This is a genomic window from Mesorhizobium waitakense, from assembly GCF_056431085.1.
On sequence record NZ_JBWKME010000212.1, the window covers coordinates 1 to 17,696 of the forward strand.

Below are 17,696 nucleotides of genomic sequence, written 5' to 3' on the forward strand. Positions count from 1 at the left end.
TCGCCATGCGTGCCGACAAAACCGACAAGAGCTTTGCCGCGTTCATTCACCTCGCCGCCGCCATCATAAGCTCCAGATGAATATCAACAGCCCTTAGAGCGTCCCGAGCCTGGAGCGCCCGTTCGAGGCCGATCAGGCACAAGGCGATCTGGTTCATCGCGGCTTGCCAATCGTCGCGCATCTCAGCGTATCTCGCCGCGCCTTCCTTGATTGTCAGTGAGCGCTGCAGATCGCCGGAGACGGTCAGAGCCTCATCGATGACGATCAGCTCGACGCGCAGCGCGTTGAGCGCGGCTGCCGGATCGGTTCCGGGGTTGATGTGCGGCGCGGCGGCGCCGTTGAGCAGCCCGAGAGCGGCTTCGCGGATGTTTGCCTTGTCCGCGTCGAAGTTCGCTCGGGTGCCGGCCTTCTCCGCCTCGATGATTTGGGCAAGCACATCGCGCCGATGGTCGCGGATCTCGGCGGTCCGCTCGTTGAGCAGTGCGAGCGATCCGGGTGCTGCGGTGGAGCTTCTTGATTTCGCCATTCCGAGTTTATGCCGGATTTTGGCGTCGATCGAAATAAGGATTCGGGGACGTTTAATTTCGCGTCCCAAATAGTTTGCGGTGACGACGAGCGAGCCTTTTTTCCATGTTGTAGGCTTCAGCAGCCGTCGCAGCATTTGCCGCGCAGGCTCGTGCGGCTGGTCCCAATTCCACCCCATTGGTGACCAGCCGGCAGAGTTCGTCGAAGAGTTCGGGCGGATCCTTCGGCAGGCGCGGACGTCGGTTCTTCTTCCGTATCCCCGCAGCAGCCTGGCGCCATTCGGGCCGCTTGGTGCGCTCTGCCAGAGCGTCGAGCACCGCGGCGAATTCAAGCGGGTCGGCGCCGCTCGTCAACGTGTAGCTGATCGGCGATGGAAGGATGGTCGGGCCGATGCGCTTCGTCATGGCGACACCTGGCCGAACCCACGCGAAAACAATTCGGGCGCCAAGAAAAAGGGTTTTTGTAACGGTTTAGCGCAACTAACTCCCGAAGCGGTCCCAAGGGGTAATCCGGATTGAAGGGTCAGACCCGGTAGCCGGTCCAGCACCGAAAATGCACGGTTCGGAAAGAGCTCAACGCCTTGAGAGATATGGGTTTGCTGCCTATTTTTGCGACAACCCCCCTTCCCAAATTTCTTTCCAGTGCGAACGAAGCCCCGGAGCGGTCCAGCCCCCGACCTCGGCCATGACCTTAGACCCCATGCCACCCTGGCCATGCTCGGCTCCCGACTAGCCAATACGTCGCAGGAACTATTCCCGGTTAGCGGAGGTTCTCCTTTTGAAGGGATCGCAAACCGTGAGGATGCGGCACTATGGTTGAACGCCTTCAGTGAGGAGCCGGCGCCATGCTGTTTGAACTGCTTGACGGACAGGGCCAAAAGCGAAGTGCGCTGTACCATGCCGCACGGCTGGAGGCGTTGCATAGGCGGGTGCTGAGGCGTTTCGACAAGGTCGACCGCATGGCCAATCAGGTCGAGGAAGCTGCAGCCGTTTTGGTCGAAGCCGCGCATCAGCCTGTCCCTGATGCAAGGGCATAGTTGTTCGCCACCTCGACAGGAAGGGCGCCTACGTTCGGTCTTGGCGCCTCTTTCCTCCCAAGCCCCTTTGCGGCGCTGGTGACGAGCGCGAATTTTCGCGATTGACGGTCTAAATCTCCTTTTCGGTAAAAAGTCTCGGTAACGGTCTCTTCTCCGTCTCGTGTAACTGTCTCAGTCTCAGTCTCTGTAGTAAGAAACTGTTCGGCAACTGTTCGGGAACGGTTCCCTTTCATGACGCAGACCGCCTTGTCATGAAGTTCGTCCCCGTCAGGCGCGAACCTCCCGCGTTCAACGTTTCAACAGTGCTGGGGAGCAGCGCGGGCTGCAGTTCAGCCTCGGCAACCTCACGGACGTGATCGCTTTCCAGTTCGGAAACCAGCCTCACGATTGCCTTCTGATGGTTGGCGTTCATGGGCTTGTTGTGGCTGTACCAGCCCGGGACGAAATACTCATCGGTGACCGGATCGAAGGCGAGCAACCCGCCGTCGACCAGTTCTTGCCGCGCCTTCTGCATGCGGTCGATCGGCCAAACCAAGTCGGCGGCGCCGTATTGATCTGGCATCCTGAAACAGCCCGCGCTTGTCTGGTGTTCGCATGTGAACATGAACATCAAGAGGTAACGGGCGTCGTCGGAAGGGAGAGCCCGAAAGCGGCGAGACCGCCAGACCTTCGGGCTGATCTTGCTGAACTCCCGGCTCATGGAGCGCCCTCGCACTTCATTCGCACATGCTCGCGCCGATGGTGAAGACGGCAGAGCCAATCGACATCCATCGGCCGATCGTAATCAGGGTGATGAGCCTCGGCATCGAGGGCGCCGCAGACCTTGCAGGGGAGCTGCAGGATAAGGCCACGCTTGACAGCACTACGAAGGGCTTGCTGCGCCCAGATGGCCTTAGGATTGGCGAGTTTCCATCTTGAAGCCGCCGATGGTTGCGCTTGAGAATTATCTCGTTTCTGGTTAATATTGGGAGCGTCTGCACTTTGGAAATTGGAGGCCGGTTCCCTGCCAGGAGCCGGTCTTTCCGTTTCAGGAGATCGCATTCGCGCCTCCCGCCGTCCGGAGTTTTTGTGCTAGGCGGATTGCATCGATGGCCTGAAGGGTCGTCACGCCGAAGCGGGTTTTGATCTCAGGAACGATGGCGCGGCCGGTGTGATCTTGCGGGCTGGCAAGGTAACGCGCGGCGGCTTCCACGGCTTCGTCTGGCTGAAGGTCGACCTGTTCCATCAGGCGGCCTCTTCATTGCGAGCGGCAGCAGCGCGATCCACAACAGCGGTGAGTTCACCCAAACGCCAGCGGTTCGTGCCAGGGCCGACCTTGATAGGCTTCGGGTATGCCCGGCATTCACACCGCGCCAAAGGGTCGAGCGGTGTATCGGACTATTTTCGCCTCCGAGCACTCTGCACGCGGCAGGCTCGTCGACCAGATCGGAAAGTGCAGATTGCTGCATTTCTATTCCTCGCGTTTCGTGTTGACGCGAGGAACATCGGCGGTTGGCAAAGCCGAAAATAGTAACCGGGTTTTTCTAGTCGGCGAAAACCTTTGTCCGCGACGACCGTTGAAGCGCTGCTTTCACGTAGCCGTAGACGGCATTTTGGCCCAATCGCTGGCCGACGCTGGCCAAGCCTTCCAGGACAAACCGACACAGCGGATTCGGCATGTCGCGAGCGCCAGCGTGAAGTGCTGAAACATCTTTACCGGCGTTTTTGGCAAAGACGGTCAGCAGCGCGCCGACCGCCGCTCTGATATCTTCTCTCTCGCGGAAATTGGGCAGAGAGAGCCAATCGTCCCGAAGTCGCTCATATGACTGGATCCTCTCATCAACCGCCGCAAGTACCGTGGCAGCATCGGAGGTCGGCCAGTCGGAAAAGATAGAGCGGACTTTCCGCAATGCGAAGAGACCATCGTCGATTTCCTTGCTGAGCTTGCGACCTCGGCCTCGTTTGTTCGCCTCTCGATTTGCCCGCAAGACCCTGAACGGCAGCGCCACTTCTGTTTGAAGCCAGAACCATAGGTTCTCGGTGTCGGTAGCTCCCGCTGCAGTGAGAATTTCTTTCATCCGCGCGACGGTTGGCCTGTCGACGCTTTCTTCCAGTTTCAGTTCGCGCGGGTCGGCCTTGCCCATTACCGTGAAGGTTTTCGTTGTCATGCCTTGGCACCTTTCAAAGCAACAATATCGGCGCCGCCTTTGATGATGCCGGCCAATCGCTCGGCCCATAGCTCCAGGGCCTCGCGCTTTTCCTTCGCATAGTCATATCGGGCATAGACGCGACTGGTGATGCTGGCCTTCGTCGCCGACACATGGTTCAGCACATGACCGATGATAAAAGGCGAAATGCCGATCTCCTCCATGTGGGTAGCCGCTGATCGGCGAAGGTCGTGCGGTGTCCAAGGCGCAATCCCCATGATTGTCGCCGCCCCGCGCTTGACCACTTCCTCGCGCTTCACAGCCTTCGGGATCGACGCCCCGGTGACGGCGGCACGGCTTCCGGGTCCGGGGAAAATGAATGACGTCGGTTTCCTGTCTTTCCGCTCGTCCAGCGCGTCGACCGCTGCAATCTGTTCGCGGAGGATGGCGACGGCCATGTCGGACAGCGGCACAGAATGTTCGCGCTTGTTCTTGGCGCGGGCCACCGGGATCGTCCAAAGGCGCCGGTCGAGATCGATCTCGTCGCGGACCATGCCGGCGACCTCGCCCACACGCTGCGCAGTGACAAGGCAAAGGCGAAGAATGCGCCGCGTTGATTCCCGCATGTCGGCCTCGGGCAGCGCTGCCCACATGGTCTTGATTTCGTCGGCAGACAGAACACGGTCGCGCTCGGCCGTCTCAGTCGGTCGCCTCATGCCCTCCACAAGGTTCTCGTCGAGGTCGCCGCGCCCCCGCGCCCAACGCACCATGGCTCGCATGTCCTCGAATATGCGGTTTGCCTCGACGTGCGCGCCCCTGTCCTTCACAACATCAATGCAGCGGGTCAGGTCGCGGCGGTGGAGGTCGGCCAGCTTGATCGTACCGATGACGTCTGAAATGTTCTTGCGGAGGCGCCGGGCAATCTCGTTGCCGGAGCGCTTGGTCGAGGCGTGGCGGGCGACGTAGTTGTCTATGAGGTCGGCGACCGTCTGCGAGGCCGCCAGCGCACGTTTCTCGACGAGCGGATCGTGGCCATCGCCGATGCCGCCGCGCCCTTCCCTCGCCTTCTCCCGCGCCTTGCCTAGCGTCAGTTTTGGGTCGCCTTCGCCATACCGCCCAATCTTCATACGGGCTCGCTTGCCATCGCCCGGTCGCGTGTAGTTCAGATAGAAAGCCCTCGTACCAGCCGGCGACGCCCGCAGGCTCAATCCCTTGACCACTGTGTCGAAATAGTCGGTCTGTTTTCCGTCCACCGGCTTAGCCGTCTGGCAGAACTTGTCAGTGAGTTCGATTTTCGGCATTTTTGGCGCCCAGCGAGAAACCGGTTTGATTTAGGTACGCCAATAGGTACGCCAATACATGCGCTTTGTCGATACACGATGCGACAAGCCGCAACAATGTGCACCGATGAATGCCTTGCGTAGTAAGGGGTTTGGCCGTTTCAGGCTGTCGCATGGCATCGCAGGAAGATGTAACGGCAAGCCTCTGTTAACCGGTTGGTCGCTGGTTCGAATCCGGCCCGGGGAGCCAAATCTTTTCAAGCGCTTAGCGAAATGCTTGCTTGCGGCCTTTTTCGGTTCTGGCAGGCAATAGGCACGCGGGCCAAAACCCGCCAGGGCGACCATGGCTGGTACGGTCGGGCTACTCAGATACCGCTCATCGCTTATCGGCCCTTAGGATTTCTTATCGCCGTTTGGATTTGGTGCTGGTGCCTCTCGCACGTCTCGCGGGGGCGGATCGATATGTTCAGGCTCTGGCGACGCATCCTTGTCGGGACGGCGAAGAGGCGGCTTCTTGTCGGGTTTCGGAGGTGGTTCTTTGATCTTGGTTGGCATTATTTAATCTCCTCCTGCCCGCCGCGAGGCTGACCGGAACCATCCGCGCGACGGACAACGTTAAAGCACCGCCGCGGACAACATAAGGATGGCCCCGGCGCCCATCATCAGCAGGCCCGGCCAGTTGCGTGAAAGGCCGAGGAAGCCGAGCCCACGCCGGCGCGGCTCAAGCGTCGGGCCTGGTGTTGCGAGCGTAGAGCCCGACCTTTGGGCGGGTGTTCCGAGCGGCGCGAACTGGCTGAGCCTGCCGCGTGCAAGTGCCGCGCACGCCATGTAGACAACACCGGCGACGATAAGCAACGCGCCGACGAGGATGACAGTCATTTGCGTCCTCCTCTCTGCAAGCTTCCAAGCCCCGTTCGCATGAGTGAAACGAGCAAGACGGCAGACAGGTTCCGGGCAAAGAGTGGCCTCGCGCCGCAAGGCACCTAGCGGGGGGACGGCAAAAAGCTGAAAAGTCCTCAGGAACTAATTCTCCTCACGAAAATCCTGCAGCGAGGCATGGCGCAAATCCTCCTCGCCGCGCAAGTGCTTCACGCGCCCTACGAGCCCCGGCTTGACCCATTGCGTCGCCGGTCGCTTCATGCCCTTAGGAGCAGCCCCTGCGTGGTCCTGGACACGCTTCCAGAGCCTTTCGCGCATCCCCCGGTTCAACGTGATGAATGCCGAGCCGACATAACGCTCTGTGCCTCGCTCTGCCATGAGAGCGAATGCTGGCTTGCCTGGCTCCCGCTCGACACCGAGCAGATCGAACTCTTCAACTGCGTAGCTCTTGGCCTTCAGCCAGTTGGTCAGCGGCTTGTCCGTCAATGAGCTGTACGGCATGTCTGAAATTGGAGTTGCCACGATCAACCCTCCTGACGGGCTCAACAAAGCGGGTTCGATCGGGCGTCAGATTGTCGGCTACCAGATATCCATCCGCGACGATAACGGCAATGAACTGCCTCCCGGCGCTCAGGGGCGCCTTTGGATCGATTCGCCTTGCAACATGGTCGGCTATTGGGGTGATGCAGATGCACGCGTGCCACCATCAGGGATGGCTGGCTGGACACCGGCGATGTGATGAAGATAGACGAGGACGGATACCTTTGGTTCTGCGGGCGGCGAAAACAGATCATCGTACACGATGGCTCGAACATCAGCCCGCAGGACGTTGAGGAAGCCCTTATGCGGCATCCCGCAGTGGCAATCGCCGGAGTTGTCGGGATCCCTGACACCGTCCATGGCGAAAATGTCCACGCGTTCGTAACTTTCAAGCCAGGCGCCGCGCAGCCAGCCCCGCAGGAGCTTATCATTTCGCTCGCGCCAGCGTTGGCTATAAGGCACCGGAGAGCTTTTTTTTGCTGCGTGAGATGCCCCTCAGCGCCACGGATAAGGTTGATCGGGTGGTGTTGAAGAAGTTGGCGGAGCGCCTTCTGAAATCGGAAGCATCAACAGGGTAGGCATCAGAGGGAGCCCTAAGCGCTACTCCCTTCGGGGAGCCTGCTTGCGTTTGCGCTCGACTGGCGCGATGTTGGCCTTGGGGAAAGTGGAGGGGCAAAATGATCTCAAAATCTCACGAGTACACAACGCCAGAAATATTAATTGCTAACACAGCTCTTATCCGATCGCTTTTTCTTATCCTAACGCACCGTGGGGTCTTGAACGATCAACTACTCGATGCGGTATTCGCGATGACAAAGGAAGATATGAATCTCGGCGTGGGCGTGGATTCGCAGTTCACCAAGGGAGCTTGCGCCTTCGTGGACATGATGCGGGACAACATGAAGCCGAGCGCGCCCAGCCTGAAGACCAAGATGTAGGCGTGGTTCCGATCTACATCGCCGCGATCACCGCCTCGATGCTCGCTGGCGCCGCCCCGGTGAAAATCCGCTCAGCGCTTCTGTAGTCACTCCAAGCCCGCCGCAGGTCGCTCCCGTGGCGGGCTTTCCAATCCGGGACTAATTCGGGCGGAGCCCACTCGCTAGTATCCACGGGGATAATACCCCCAAGCACTCCTGCGGTTGCATCGAACGCGCCAACGACCATGTCGCCAATAGCTACGGCAGACCCTTCTCCAACCTCGGCGGGGGTAGTGGACCCGATCCACTTCTGCCGGGGTACCGTCGTTGTCGAAGGTCTCGGTCTCTGGCGCCTCGAGTTCATCGAGAATGCCGCTTCTGGCGCCTGGAACGCCGGCCACTGCGTCGATAGGCCGAACTGCGCTTGCAAATGCCGCTGCCCCTGCAATGCCAAACATTGCTGTCAAGAAGGATCGCCGATCCATACAAACCTCCCGCTCTCGCCTGCAGGAAGAGCAGGCGTTTCCATGCAACGCATCTAGTCAGGCGTAGTTCCCGATCACGCATTGCGGATCTTCGCGCTTCATAATCTATCGTTTGCACGGCTAATTTTATCGCGGTCAGCACCCTTCGTTCTCCTCGATCCGTACCTTGTCGCCGATCTCCTTCGCCATGGCCAAGGCCTTGTCTTTGTCCTTGGTGGTTAGCGCCGTGCGCCAGTGCGGCTTCTCGAACACGCTGACCAGATAGGTTGTTACAGGCTTATCAGGCATCGCTAAAATGTAGCCCACGCACTGTGTACGAAAGCAAGCCGGATCGCGCCTTAGTTGTGGTTGTCCAACAAGATGGCAAGCTTTCTGGCTGCGGCGCTTTCTATAATCAGCTCCTCCAGCCACATATCGCCGACGCTCGATTTGTTGACGCCGCGCCTGATTACACGGAGCGCTTCAGATATCGAAACTGCGGTGGTCTTCGCGTGATCATCAAGATACCGGCCGACTGCAATCACGGCATCTGCATCGATGTCGATGGGCAAATCTCGCATGGCACCCTCCCGCTGGGCGCTAGTAGCCTCGCAAAGGAATGGCCGGCGCAGAGGATGCTTGGGGAAGCGAAGCCGCACCGGCCACCTTGGCGGGAAAAGCCCCCAACGCTGATAAATCTATATTATATTAGAAGTCGCGCAATTAAGACTGAAGTCCCTCGTTTACTGGCCCTAAAGACCCACCGTTGCGACCATGGCTTCTCGGCCGTAGGATAGTCGCGCGGGGGGAGTCGAAATGTCTGTTATTTGGGTAGGTGGAACAGCCATCGTCGTTTTGGCGTTCGTCGCGGTCGTGGCCGTGGATTACATGAGCAACCGACCGAAACCACACTGAAGCCCATCTCAACAAGACCGCTACGGCTGCCTTGGAGATGCTGGGAAAGATGGATGCTACCCGAACCAAGGAAGCAAAGGACAGGCGTTCGACCGCCATACAGAAAACCATGAGTGAGATGTGGAATTCAGGGCAATTGGGCGGGCCTAACGCAACCAAGAAGTGAAGACGCCCGGCTACGTTAAGCAGCCGCGGCCTGACTTCCTACTCTCCCTGCCCCACCCGCCCGGTGCCAATTGCGGTGCCAGGTCATTCCTGCAACTATCGGCAGGTCCGTGCGACATGGGAGGGGTTGAGGGTGGCGACCGACGAAACGTCCGCGCATATTGAGCGCCTCAGAAAGAGACGTTGGCAGGCTCTTGGCATTGTTCTGGTGGGTCTTCCCTTGGCTATCTTGCTTGTAAAGTTCTGCAAGGCAGAAGGCTGGAATAGACACATCTACATGCCCATCGCAGGAGGCATCGGAATCCCGGTGGGGCAAGTCTCCACCGTGATGGTGCAGCGATTAAGGGCCAAGAAATAACCTTCCGACAAAAGAGCCCGCCACTTGGGGAGCGGGCCATCGTTTCGCTCGCGAAATGATCAGGCGGCGGTATCTGCCTCTTCCTGTCGGTATGAGCGTTTAGCCTCCGCCATCACCTTTTGATGGCAAGCCGCAGCATTAACTGCCAATTGCTCTGCCATGTCGCGGGCGATCCAGAGCAGATCCAGAACTTTTTCCCGCGCAGGTCAGGCCCCGCGCTGTCCCTGGCCTCCCGCTGCTGCCGGATGCCGGGCCGCTTTAATACGCAGCGCCGATCTCGGTATGCGGCGCAAAGAAACAGCGTGTGTCGCCCTTCCTGAAACTTCCCTGATCCAGGTTGAGAAATTCCGAGTCATAGATGCAGCGGTGGTACTGCCGATCATGGCTATGTTGCACGCGACGAAGCGGGATGAACTCGCCAGTGGGAAGATAGATATAGCCGCCCGGCATTTCTCTGACTTGAGATTCCGGGATCGGTGCGCACTCTGACCCTGCGCAGCAGTCGAAGCCAGTGACTGGGTCCTTCTTCCCCGTATACCATTCGTGAGCCATGGCCTCAGTCGCAACGACGGCCAAGACCGGCACGAGAATCTTGACTGACCTGCGCATATGTCCCCGCGCGATCCAGCTTTGGCAGTCCGCGCCATCCAGACGCAAAAGAAATGGCCGGCGGGGTGCTTGGGGTTGTAAGCGAGCCGCACCGGCCATTGCGGGATTAGGTTTTCGGGTTGTCCCCGCACTGCCTAAGCTATAGGTATATTAGCGATAGCTCAACTGAGACTGAAGTCCCAACCTCGTGCTACCCTGCCGTAGGAGACCGGTCCGGTCCCAAACCATTGAATGAAGTGCGCATCCTTGCCGTTGATGTCCTCGACCGTCTTCAATAGCGCTTCGTAGTGCGCTGGAGCGCCCGGCAATGGTCGCTGCTAGGCGATAGAAGCGGCTGGACGATGCTCTTATGCAGCCGTTCCGCCTCCACCGGAAAGCGCTCGATTTCAGCCTCTGAAAGCTGCTTGTGAAGTTTGGTCCTGGCCCGCCACCGTAAGGCAGCGGGCTCGATCGTTTGAACCATTCCGCAGTCTCAGCATTGAGGCTATATTGCGTGGCGGAGGCGAAGGGCGATGGATACGGTAACGTCTGCCATTATGGTGCTGTTGTCGTGCAGTCCCGATTTGATGCTATGCCGAGCGCCGGCAGCAAAGCCCATGATCTTTTCGACCACATCCCAATGCGAAGAAGCGCTGGCTGAGCACATTTCGAGAGTTCCGCACGCTGGTCAAAAAACGGTTGGGCGTTGCCAGGTGATCAGAGATGAGAATGATATCGCGAGATGGGGCGTCTCGCCGAATGGCGAGCTATTCTACGCCAGCGCCACAGACGTGATCGGGATAGTCGCTTCGACCGCAACCCCTGCCCCTGTAAAGAGCCGACCTGCCACAGTGCGCGTCACGCGTGGTAACGGTTCCGGGGCGGTGACAACGTCGTCGTACACCGTACTTAGTACCGGCTCAAAGTGAACCAGGGAAAAAGCCCGCCACCAGAGGCAGCGGTCCAAACCTCTTAGGGTCTAAAGGGCTTCTGGAGACTCTCCAGAAACCACCAACACTCAGTTTTCAGGCTGCTCCCGCTCGTCGTTGCCTTCGCGATCGTCTAAGGGGGACCCCTCCGACATGCAAGAAGTCGCTGCGAGACATGGTCGACTAAGCGGGAACGGCGTATAATTCGCCAGCCGGCGAGCCCCAACCCCGCGCCGGTTAGGCCCGGTGGTCAAACCCCAGCCCCCCGCCCTTGGCCGCTGGGCCGCTAGTCGCCTCGCGAAGGAATGGCCGGTGCAGACGACGAGGGGTTGTAAGCGAGCACCGGCCATCGCGAGAAAAGCCCCCGCTGGTGATAAGTCTATATTACATTAGCAATCACGCAATTGAGACTGAAGTCCTTGGCTTGCCGGCCCTAAAGACCCAAATCGTAATGAGCTAAGCGAGAGTCGGTTTCCAGTCGCGGTTGTTCAGCGCCTGCGGCAAGCGGCGGGCGTTCTTGGAGGATTAGGCTGCTATCAGGACGGCGATGCGATGCACCGTCATCAAGCGCTTAGGAAGGTGCTCGGGATTGATGAGGAAAGCGAGACCGACGGGAGCGCTTACGCCAAGGGTTCCGCGATCACACCATAGCCGTCTGCATCTCGATTATATTAGCTTGTGCTTGTAGTACCTTTTCCGCCTGGGCCGGCGTCCTCCATCCCAACATCCTGCCCAACGGTGCGCCGGCGGAAAGTGAGGAAGCATGAGCAGCATGGGCGTATGGGTCGTACTCGCTACGGCGACCATCGCGATCATTTACCTTTTGTCGTATGTCTCGATCAGGATGTAGGGCAGCAGCGGCCATCATCCTAAAGGTTGTATTCCGACAACTCTAGCGAGAGCGCCATGCTCACTTCTCGGCGCCGCTTCCCTCAAAGCGCCGCCGGTAAAGGCTCGGCGCCCTTTTGGTTTGTTCAGTGTAAAAAACAGGGCGCCGAGTTGGCCGCACCGGTCGGCCATTGCAACCACATTTGATATTGAAAACCGGCTCGGTCGAGCGTTATAAAAATCGACGTTCCCCACTGCTTTCTAGGGAGGCTGCGATTGATAACGTGACGTTGAACGGCAAGGTTTGCCCCTGCGTTGAAGTGGTCGAAGCCTGCGGAGAATGGTTCGTCCGCGTGGTCGAAGAGGACCAGGAACTAACCAGATCATTCGAACTGGAATCTTTCGCTCTCGCCTACGCAGAGGGCCAGCGGATACGTCTGGGGCTTGCCGAATTCACGCGACTGTAGCGCTAGACGCAAAAAAGAAATGGCCGGCGCGAGGGTGCATAGGTTGTGAGCGCACCGGTCATTGCGGCATAGGCTTTTTTATAGCCTGTCCCTGTCGATGGCACCTAAGGGCGCACCTCACAGACCGCCAGATCCACCCCCAGCCCAGGTGATTATCTGGGAAAGACCGGCGACGTCGCCATAGATCATCGAACCTTTGACGAGAAAACATTTGTCACCCAGGACTTCGAAGAGGTGGTTTGACGCGGTGCAAACCGGCAGCTTCACCTTACGGTCCTTGGCATCGGCATGGCCGATGCTGATCGCGAGGATAGCGATAGCAATGAGAGTCGTATTGCTCATATTTAGCCCCCCTAGAGCTAGCAGGCCCCTTGGGCAGCAAAACCGGATTGCCGCCCTTTGCCTTGCCATCAAGTGGAGCAGCGGGGTAAGTCGCGCCATCCCTCGATTGGATGACGCGGGCTCATCTATATTAGCTAACGCTTGACGAGCCGCCGACCGCTCCCTGGCGGCTCATTACGCCCCAGGCGTCCCGAAAGTCGGTTTCCAGTCGCGGTTGCGCTGCGAGTGGATACCTTCGTAGTCAGGAACCACGGTGAAAAACACCGGCCGGCGGTCGCGGCCCGCAGCCTTGCAATCCGAGCAGCCCGACCAAGTCCCAATGCATGGAGCCGTGATCAGCGCCGAGCCTGTCGATCAGCGCCTGGACATCGAGCTTGCTCGACTTGCAGCACATTGGGTGTTCGCAATTGACGTACATCGTTTCGCGAGCAGCCAGGGTGTCAGCGAGTGTCGTGGACATTGGCGATCTCCGTTGAAGGGGGCGCCGCAACGAAGGATTATATTCCTAATTATATACGTGACAAAGTATGCTGATTCTGCTAGAAAGATGGCAGGGAGCACTTTAGCCATGAAACTCGACAGCCCAATCTTCCAAGACGCCGACGCAGCCCGCATCCATTTGGAAGCGCAGCGTTGGCCGCATGGCCCTAACTGCCCGCATTGCGGCAATGCCAATCCCGACCGTATCACCAAGATGGAAGGCAAGGCGCACCGTCCCGGCCTGTACAACTGCATGGAATGCCGTGAGCAGTTCACCGTCACTGTCGGCACCGTGTTCGAGCGCTCCAAGATCGCCTTGAACAAGTGGCTTCTGGCGACGTTCCTCATGGCTTCGTCCAAGAAGGGTATGAGCGCTCACCAGCTGCATCGTATGCTCGGCGTCACCTACAAGACCGCGTGGTTCATGGCTCATCGCATCCGCGAAGCCATGAAGGAAGACGTGAAGTCGTCCGGCCCGCTTGGCGGCGAGGGCAAGATTGTCGAGGCCGACGAAACCTATTTTGGCCCGAAAGACACGATCAAGAAGCGCACCATTCGCGGCAAGCCTTCTAACTCGTCCAAGCGCTCCATAGTGGCGCTGGTAGAGCGCGGCGGCAAAGTTCGTTCCTTCCATGTCGAGCGCGCTACGAAGGCGTCTGTGCGCGACGTGCTGGTCCGCAATGCCGACCGCAAATCGACGCTCATGACCGACGAGTCCAACTTCTACACGTTCACCGGCGAAGAGTTCGCAAGCCACGCTACCGTCAAGCATACTGGCGGCGAATACGTCCGCTACGAGGCCGACCGCATCGTCCACACCAACACCATTGAGAACGTGTTCTCAGTCTTCAAGCGTGGCATGGTCGGCGTCTATCAGCATTGCGGCGAGGCTCATCTTCACCGCTACCTTGCCGAGTTCGATTTCCGCTACAATCGCCGCACCGCGCTTAAGGTCACCGATACCGAACGCCACGACCAGTTGCTTGCAATGATCGAGGGCAAGCGCCTGACCTATCGGCGGATTGGTGAAGCCGGTCACGCCTAAGCAGAGGGCGAGAAAGTTTATGCGATGGCGAAAAAAGGCCGGTCAATGATAGGCGATTGACGGCTGACGACGTTCTATTATCACTCGATATCCATCGAAGCTTTGGGGAATGCCATTGGCGTATTGCCAATACATAGGGTCAACCAAGACCCTGATGCAGCCTTTTTTTTGACCGGCGGCATGGGGGCAAGCGAGCGTATTGATCGAGCCGGGGGGTGCCTTGATCGACCTATGCAACTTTGATGCGGCTCGTTCTAATCGCGCTGTCATATGTTGTGGCCGGAAACCAACGTTACCCCTAATGCCGCTAAGATTGGCGCAATTGGTAAAGCAATCGTTGACTTCTGTCCCGGTGCACTTCCATCATTCATTCCTCCTACAACGATGCCAACCGCAATTCGTTGCCCATTGGGATCGACGGACGTAATCAAAGAGCCGGAATCCCCTTGGTCGGAAAAAGTGTCCGTAATTCCGGTAATCACAAAAACGGGCTCAAAAAAGACGTCACCGGAAAATGTGTATAAGGGGGCGGCGTAGCGAATGCCGTGAGGTCCATGCATCTGCCCGACGACGCGCCCTTTTGTGGCGCCGGTTGTGCGACCAACCTTTTCCACTTCCATTCCCGCCACGACAGCGCCGACAGCGCCCGGCGTATCGTATGAGTTTCCCTGATAGGATGTCACATTCCCTAGATCAAGGAGGCGAAAAATCGCGGCGTCGCTGTTAAGCTTCGGATCAACATTGTCAGCCGATCCTGGCACCATTGTCAGTGAGCGCACATGCAGTCCCAAAGTGAATGGGTTGAGACCGTTGGGCACGACGTCGAAGATGCCGGGGGCGACGATAGGCAAACCAATCCCAGCAAAGTTGCAGCCACCACTCACGTGGTTGTTAGTCAGCCCATAGGTGACCCCCGCCGCGTCGCGTACTAGGCAACCCATCGTTCCCGCTTCTCGATTGTTCCCGACAGATATGGAACTGCCGCAAGCAAAACGGTTGCCGCCAGCTCCCGCTCTTACAACGTAGGTCGGACCGCCATGGGGTGGATTCGGCACCGAGCCTATCGGCTCCTGTACGCCCTGACGATATTTTACCGCTACGTCATCAACCCGGTCTGGCAGTAAAGCCAACTGCCTTTTGGTTCTTGGCGCAACCCGTTTCGTAAAAACGGAGATGCTTTGACTGGACGCGTCAAACGACACTGCTTCGATTTGTTTGCTGCGCAACACGGCAATGCCGAGCGCCGTTTTTGGTGCAATCAACGCGAACTCAGCATCTGTACTTTGCCGCACGGGTTGAGGTTTTTCTGGGATCAGACCTTCTGCCGATGCCCATTCATAGAAAATACGTGCTGCTACCGATGGCTGCATTTGCAATCCCCCCAAGAATTGCTTGCACCATGCTACGGTTCGGTTTTCTTTGCTAGTCCCTTTGTATGGTTAGGCTTCCGGGCTTTTTCGGCGGGCCGGTCAGATCGATTCTCGTGGGGCTTAGGCGGCGTCACCAGCATCCTCTTCACGGTCTCGTTGAAGCGCTTTTCGTCGGAATCCTTGTCGGGTTTTCCACCGGCCATGCCACTTATCCCCAGAAAGCCCGTGAACACGCAGGAATCACTCCTAGGACTCTTGTCAGCGAGTCGCGAAATAAGGATCAATTCCCCCTCCAGCGCGATGGAGGGGGTGAGTCGGCCCGCAAAGCTTCTCACACCCCGCCCCACCGGGCGTCGCTGGATGGCGCACCCCGCTACGGGTGCCTTCTTCCCCGAGCCATCCGGGGAAGTCGTAGTGGGGCGGCTTGGTGCTAGTCCGGGCTTCCGACCTTGGGTCTAGTGGGTTCGAACCCCACCGCCTCCACTGATTTGGCAGTTAGCCACATTGGCTAGAAACCGTAAACAAGTTTACGCATGGGCGGGACAAATTGTCCCCTGTTGAGTTTTTGGCCGGCCTGCCCCAGTTTTTCTATCGAATCGGCCATACTTTGTCACGTATATAATTAGGATTATATTCCTGATCTCGATGGCGCCGGCAAGTGGCGAACGGGCAGGCCAGGCTCATAGGCGCAATCGCATCGAGGATTGGCCTGAATCATCAGCCAATGCCCGCAGCGCCCTCCTAGCCCGACGCCGCGGCCGGCCCGAACGGCGCTTGTCGGAAATAGACCATGCCGCGAGCGCGCCGAGCACGGTCCAGAATCCATACGCTCCCATCACGACAGGCTCGAACATCACCGCGCCTCGGCCGCCTTTCGGGTCAGTGCCCTCGCCCTGCGCTTCTACGGCCGGCGCAGGCGAGGTCTCATCGGCCCAGTCTGCTTCCTGCTCCTTGCGCCGCGCAGCCGCCTCGTCCAGCTCCCGACGGGCCAGCTCCTGACTGAGACTTTTGAGAACCTCTGGGGACAACTGAGGACCGGGTACGCCCCGCTGACCCCAGAGACCCCAAAGAGCGTGATCCGTCGTCTCTGGGGTCTCTTGGGTCAGCGTGTTGCGCATCTCACGGCGTGCATACTCCGACAGGGCTGTGTCAAGGTCGCTCTTCTCTTTGGCTGACAACTGACGACCGGGTGCTCCCGATTGCTGACTGTCCCTGGGAGAGTCGAACAGCCACTTGAGCCATGGCTGTCGGATCACTTGATGCACTATTCGCTCCATGGACACTGTGTGCGGACGAAGCTCTCTTCAGGAAAGGGAGCACCAGACCGAGCGCTAGTAATGGTGCAAACCAGATAACTGCAGTTGTTGCGAGCACCGCGAGGATCTGGACGGCAACGGGGGCAAAGATGAACAGGGCCGGCGGCAGGATGATGAAAGCAACGACCACCCACCGGTGTTCACCGCGCATGATCGCAGACACAAGCACCCAAACCCAGACCAGCAGGGGAAGGGCGGCCCCAAGCGCGGGGAGCAGGTTGCCCGCCTTCATTTCGCTGAACGCGGACCGGGCGTATGCGGCCATATGACGGAACAGCGGAAGCACTTCTACTTCCTTCCACGCGCTTGCGGCACCGTCGGGGTCTCCAGCGATCAGACCCGGCAACACAACCAACCGAGCCACAATCATATAGAGGGTAACTGCCACCATCACGATCATCAGGCCGACCGCGCTACCTATGAGGGACAACCCCAGCCGCTCCTGCCAGCTTTTGGTCGAGGCTATGTACCAGACGGCGACGGCCAACGCTGCCGAGGCCGCCGCCCCGATCACGAACCACAGCAATATGATGATGAAGACCGGAGCGTAGCCCCCGTGCCCTTTTTGCCCGGAGGTCGCGCCCAGGATTTCCTCCGCCGAGCTACTGAAGAAGATTCTGTCGGCGTGGTGGATCGTCTCAGGCAGGTAGTCCAGCGCCACGGCGAAAATGCCGAACAGCATCAGTCCACTGGCCATTTCGAGACCCCGCCGCTTCCAGCCCAGCCCCTCACCGTCGTGGATCGCGTCCCGTACCAATTCGAAGACGAAGCCCGCTATGGCTGCGGTGAGCAGGCCCACGCCCATCCTCAGAGTGCCATTTCGGCCCAGTCGAAAGCGCCGTCTGCGAGAACATAGTGAAGCAGGAAGAAATACAGCGCAAAGCCACTGATCACCCCGAAGCCGCCGGCTATGGCCGCTATTGGAACAATGATTATCGGAAACTCTGGGTCAGGCGTAGCTGCCGTGCTGGAATGACGGAATCCCTCTGCCGGTCCGGTCGCCATAGCGCCGCCCCCCCTGGGCGTTCTCCTTAACGACAATCAGTTTACTAGCACTACTTTGGCAGTTTAGGTTTGAGGGCGTGTGCGAGCAGCTTCTGACAGTGAGGACATCTGCGGGGTGGCG

22 protein-coding genes are annotated in these 17,696 nt (G+C 58.8%); 6 read left to right on the top strand and 16 right to left on the bottom strand.

Annotation, left to right across the window (positions count from 1 at the left end; genetic code table 11):
- Positions 1 to 46 precede the first annotated feature (46 nt).
- Both AC07FD_RS37790 and AC07FD_RS37795 read right to left on the bottom strand, forming a co-directional pair.
- The gene (locus AC07FD_RS37790) at positions 47 to 661 is read right to left on the bottom strand and encodes a hypothetical protein (RefSeq protein ID WP_478353961.1); all 615 of its coding nucleotides are present in this window, start codon (positions 659 to 661) and stop codon (positions 47 to 49) included.
- Positions 579 to 929, bottom strand: coding sequence for a hypothetical protein (locus AC07FD_RS37795; protein WP_478353962.1), 351 nt, complete (start codon positions 927 to 929; stop codon positions 579 to 581). Before AC07FD_RS37795 ends, AC07FD_RS37790 begins: the two co-directional genes overlap by 83 nt.
- Positions 930 to 1,369: 440 nt before the next feature.
- On the opposite strand from AC07FD_RS37795, the gene AC07FD_RS37800 reads away from it, so the two are divergent.
- Positions 1,370 to 1,561 (top strand): hypothetical protein, encoded by a 192-nt coding sequence (locus AC07FD_RS37800; RefSeq protein ID WP_095087789.1) that lies wholly within the window; start codon positions 1,370 to 1,372, stop codon positions 1,559 to 1,561.
- Between the two features lie 229 nt (positions 1,562 to 1,790).
- Here the strand turns inward: AC07FD_RS37800 and AC07FD_RS37805 are convergent, their stop codons facing one another.
- The 6 genes from AC07FD_RS37805 to AC07FD_RS37830 all read right to left on the bottom strand — a co-directional run bounded on the left by AC07FD_RS37805 (position 1,791) and on the right by AC07FD_RS37830 (position 6,368).
- Positions 1,791 to 2,123: a hypothetical protein gene (locus AC07FD_RS37805; protein WP_478353963.1), complete on the bottom strand. Its 333-nt coding sequence runs from the start codon at positions 2,121 to 2,123 to the stop codon at positions 1,791 to 1,793.
- A gap of 465 nt (positions 2,124 to 2,588) precedes the next feature.
- Positions 2,589 to 2,786, bottom strand: coding sequence for a hypothetical protein (locus AC07FD_RS37810; RefSeq protein ID WP_478353964.1), 198 nt, complete (start codon positions 2,784 to 2,786; stop codon positions 2,589 to 2,591).
- Between the two features lie 298 nt (positions 2,787 to 3,084).
- Entirely contained in the window at positions 3,085 to 3,708 is a 624-nt protein-coding gene (locus AC07FD_RS37815; RefSeq protein ID WP_478353965.1) for a hypothetical protein, read from the bottom strand.
- A complete protein-coding gene (locus tag AC07FD_RS37820) occupies positions 3,705 to 4,988 on the bottom strand; it encodes a tyrosine-type recombinase/integrase (RefSeq protein WP_478353966.1) in 1,284 nt (427 codons plus the stop codon). Before AC07FD_RS37820 ends, AC07FD_RS37815 begins: the two co-directional genes overlap by 4 nt.
- Positions 4,989 to 5,582: 594 nt before the next feature.
- Positions 5,583 to 5,846 carry a hypothetical protein gene (locus AC07FD_RS37825; RefSeq protein WP_478353967.1) on the bottom strand — a complete coding sequence of 88 codons (264 nt, stop codon included), beginning with the start codon at positions 5,844 to 5,846 and terminating at the stop codon, positions 5,583 to 5,585.
- Between the two features lie 144 nt (positions 5,847 to 5,990).
- Positions 5,991 to 6,368 (bottom strand): hypothetical protein, encoded by a 378-nt coding sequence (locus tag AC07FD_RS37830; RefSeq protein ID WP_478353980.1) that lies wholly within the window; start codon positions 6,366 to 6,368, stop codon positions 5,991 to 5,993.
- On the opposite strand from AC07FD_RS37830, the gene AC07FD_RS37835 reads away from it, so the two are divergent.
- The 3 genes from AC07FD_RS37835 to AC07FD_RS37845 all read left to right on the top strand — a co-directional run bounded on the left by AC07FD_RS37835 (position 6,346) and on the right by AC07FD_RS37845 (position 7,324).
- Complete coding sequence (locus AC07FD_RS37835) at positions 6,346 to 6,585, top strand: AMP-binding protein (RefSeq protein ID WP_478353978.1); 240 nt, start codon at positions 6,346 to 6,348, stop codon at positions 6,583 to 6,585. The genes AC07FD_RS37830 and AC07FD_RS37835 overlap by 23 nt on opposite strands.
- A 104-nt stretch (positions 6,586 to 6,689) precedes the next feature.
- Positions 6,690 to 6,917, top strand: a complete 228-nt coding sequence (locus AC07FD_RS37840; protein WP_478353979.1) for an AMP-binding enzyme — start codon at positions 6,690 to 6,692, stop codon at positions 6,915 to 6,917.
- Between the two features lie 146 nt (positions 6,918 to 7,063).
- Positions 7,064 to 7,324 carry a hypothetical protein gene (locus AC07FD_RS37845; protein WP_477288202.1) on the top strand — a complete coding sequence of 87 codons (261 nt, stop codon included), beginning with the start codon at positions 7,064 to 7,066 and terminating at the stop codon, positions 7,322 to 7,324.
- A 599-nt stretch (positions 7,325 to 7,923) separates the two neighbouring features.
- On the opposite strand, the gene AC07FD_RS37850 is transcribed toward AC07FD_RS37845, so the two are convergent.
- Both AC07FD_RS37850 and AC07FD_RS37855 read right to left on the bottom strand, forming a co-directional pair.
- The gene (locus AC07FD_RS37850; protein ID WP_478353968.1) at positions 7,924 to 8,076 is read right to left on the bottom strand and encodes a hypothetical protein; all 153 of its coding nucleotides are present in this window, start codon (positions 8,074 to 8,076) and stop codon (positions 7,924 to 7,926) included.
- Positions 8,077 to 8,126: 50 nt separating this feature from the next.
- Positions 8,127 to 8,348 carry a hypothetical protein gene (locus AC07FD_RS37855; protein WP_478353969.1) on the bottom strand — a complete coding sequence of 74 codons (222 nt, stop codon included), beginning with the start codon at positions 8,346 to 8,348 and terminating at the stop codon, positions 8,127 to 8,129.
- A gap of 632 nt (positions 8,349 to 8,980) precedes the next feature.
- On the opposite strand from AC07FD_RS37855, the gene AC07FD_RS37860 reads away from it, so the two are divergent.
- Complete coding sequence (locus AC07FD_RS37860) at positions 8,981 to 9,205, top strand: hypothetical protein (RefSeq protein WP_478353970.1); 225 nt, start codon at positions 8,981 to 8,983, stop codon at positions 9,203 to 9,205.
- Positions 9,206 to 12,134: 2,929 nt separating this feature from the next.
- Here AC07FD_RS37860 and AC07FD_RS37865 read toward each other — a convergent pair.
- A complete protein-coding gene (locus tag AC07FD_RS37865) occupies positions 12,135 to 12,359 on the bottom strand; it encodes a hypothetical protein (protein WP_478353971.1) in 225 nt (74 codons plus the stop codon).
- A gap of 241 nt (positions 12,360 to 12,600) precedes the next feature.
- Positions 12,601 to 12,819, bottom strand: a complete 219-nt coding sequence (locus tag AC07FD_RS37870; protein WP_478353972.1) for a hypothetical protein — start codon at positions 12,817 to 12,819, stop codon at positions 12,601 to 12,603.
- 108 nt (positions 12,820 to 12,927) lie between these two features.
- On the opposite strand from AC07FD_RS37870, the gene AC07FD_RS37875 reads away from it, so the two are divergent.
- A complete protein-coding gene (locus AC07FD_RS37875) occupies positions 12,928 to 13,884 on the top strand; it encodes an IS1595 family transposase (RefSeq protein ID WP_478353973.1) in 957 nt (318 codons plus the stop codon).
- 266 nt (positions 13,885 to 14,150) lie between these two features.
- On the opposite strand, the gene AC07FD_RS37880 is transcribed toward AC07FD_RS37875, so the two are convergent.
- From AC07FD_RS37880 to AC07FD_RS37895, 4 genes are all read right to left on the bottom strand, one after another.
- Entirely contained in the window at positions 14,151 to 15,254 is a 1,104-nt protein-coding gene (locus AC07FD_RS37880; protein WP_478353974.1) for a Nal1-like putative serine protease, read from the bottom strand.
- A gap of 32 nt (positions 15,255 to 15,286) precedes the next feature.
- A complete protein-coding gene (locus AC07FD_RS37885; RefSeq protein WP_478353975.1) occupies positions 15,287 to 15,457 on the bottom strand; it encodes a hypothetical protein in 171 nt (56 codons plus the stop codon).
- 946 nt (positions 15,458 to 16,403) lie between these two features.
- The gene (locus tag AC07FD_RS37890) at positions 16,404 to 17,369 is read right to left on the bottom strand and encodes a hypothetical protein (protein WP_478353976.1); all 966 of its coding nucleotides are present in this window, start codon (positions 17,367 to 17,369) and stop codon (positions 16,404 to 16,406) included.
- Between the two features lie 8 nt (positions 17,370 to 17,377).
- Entirely contained in the window at positions 17,378 to 17,575 is a 198-nt protein-coding gene (locus AC07FD_RS37895; RefSeq protein ID WP_478353977.1) for a hypothetical protein, read from the bottom strand.
- Positions 17,576 to 17,696: the final 121 nt, after the last annotated feature.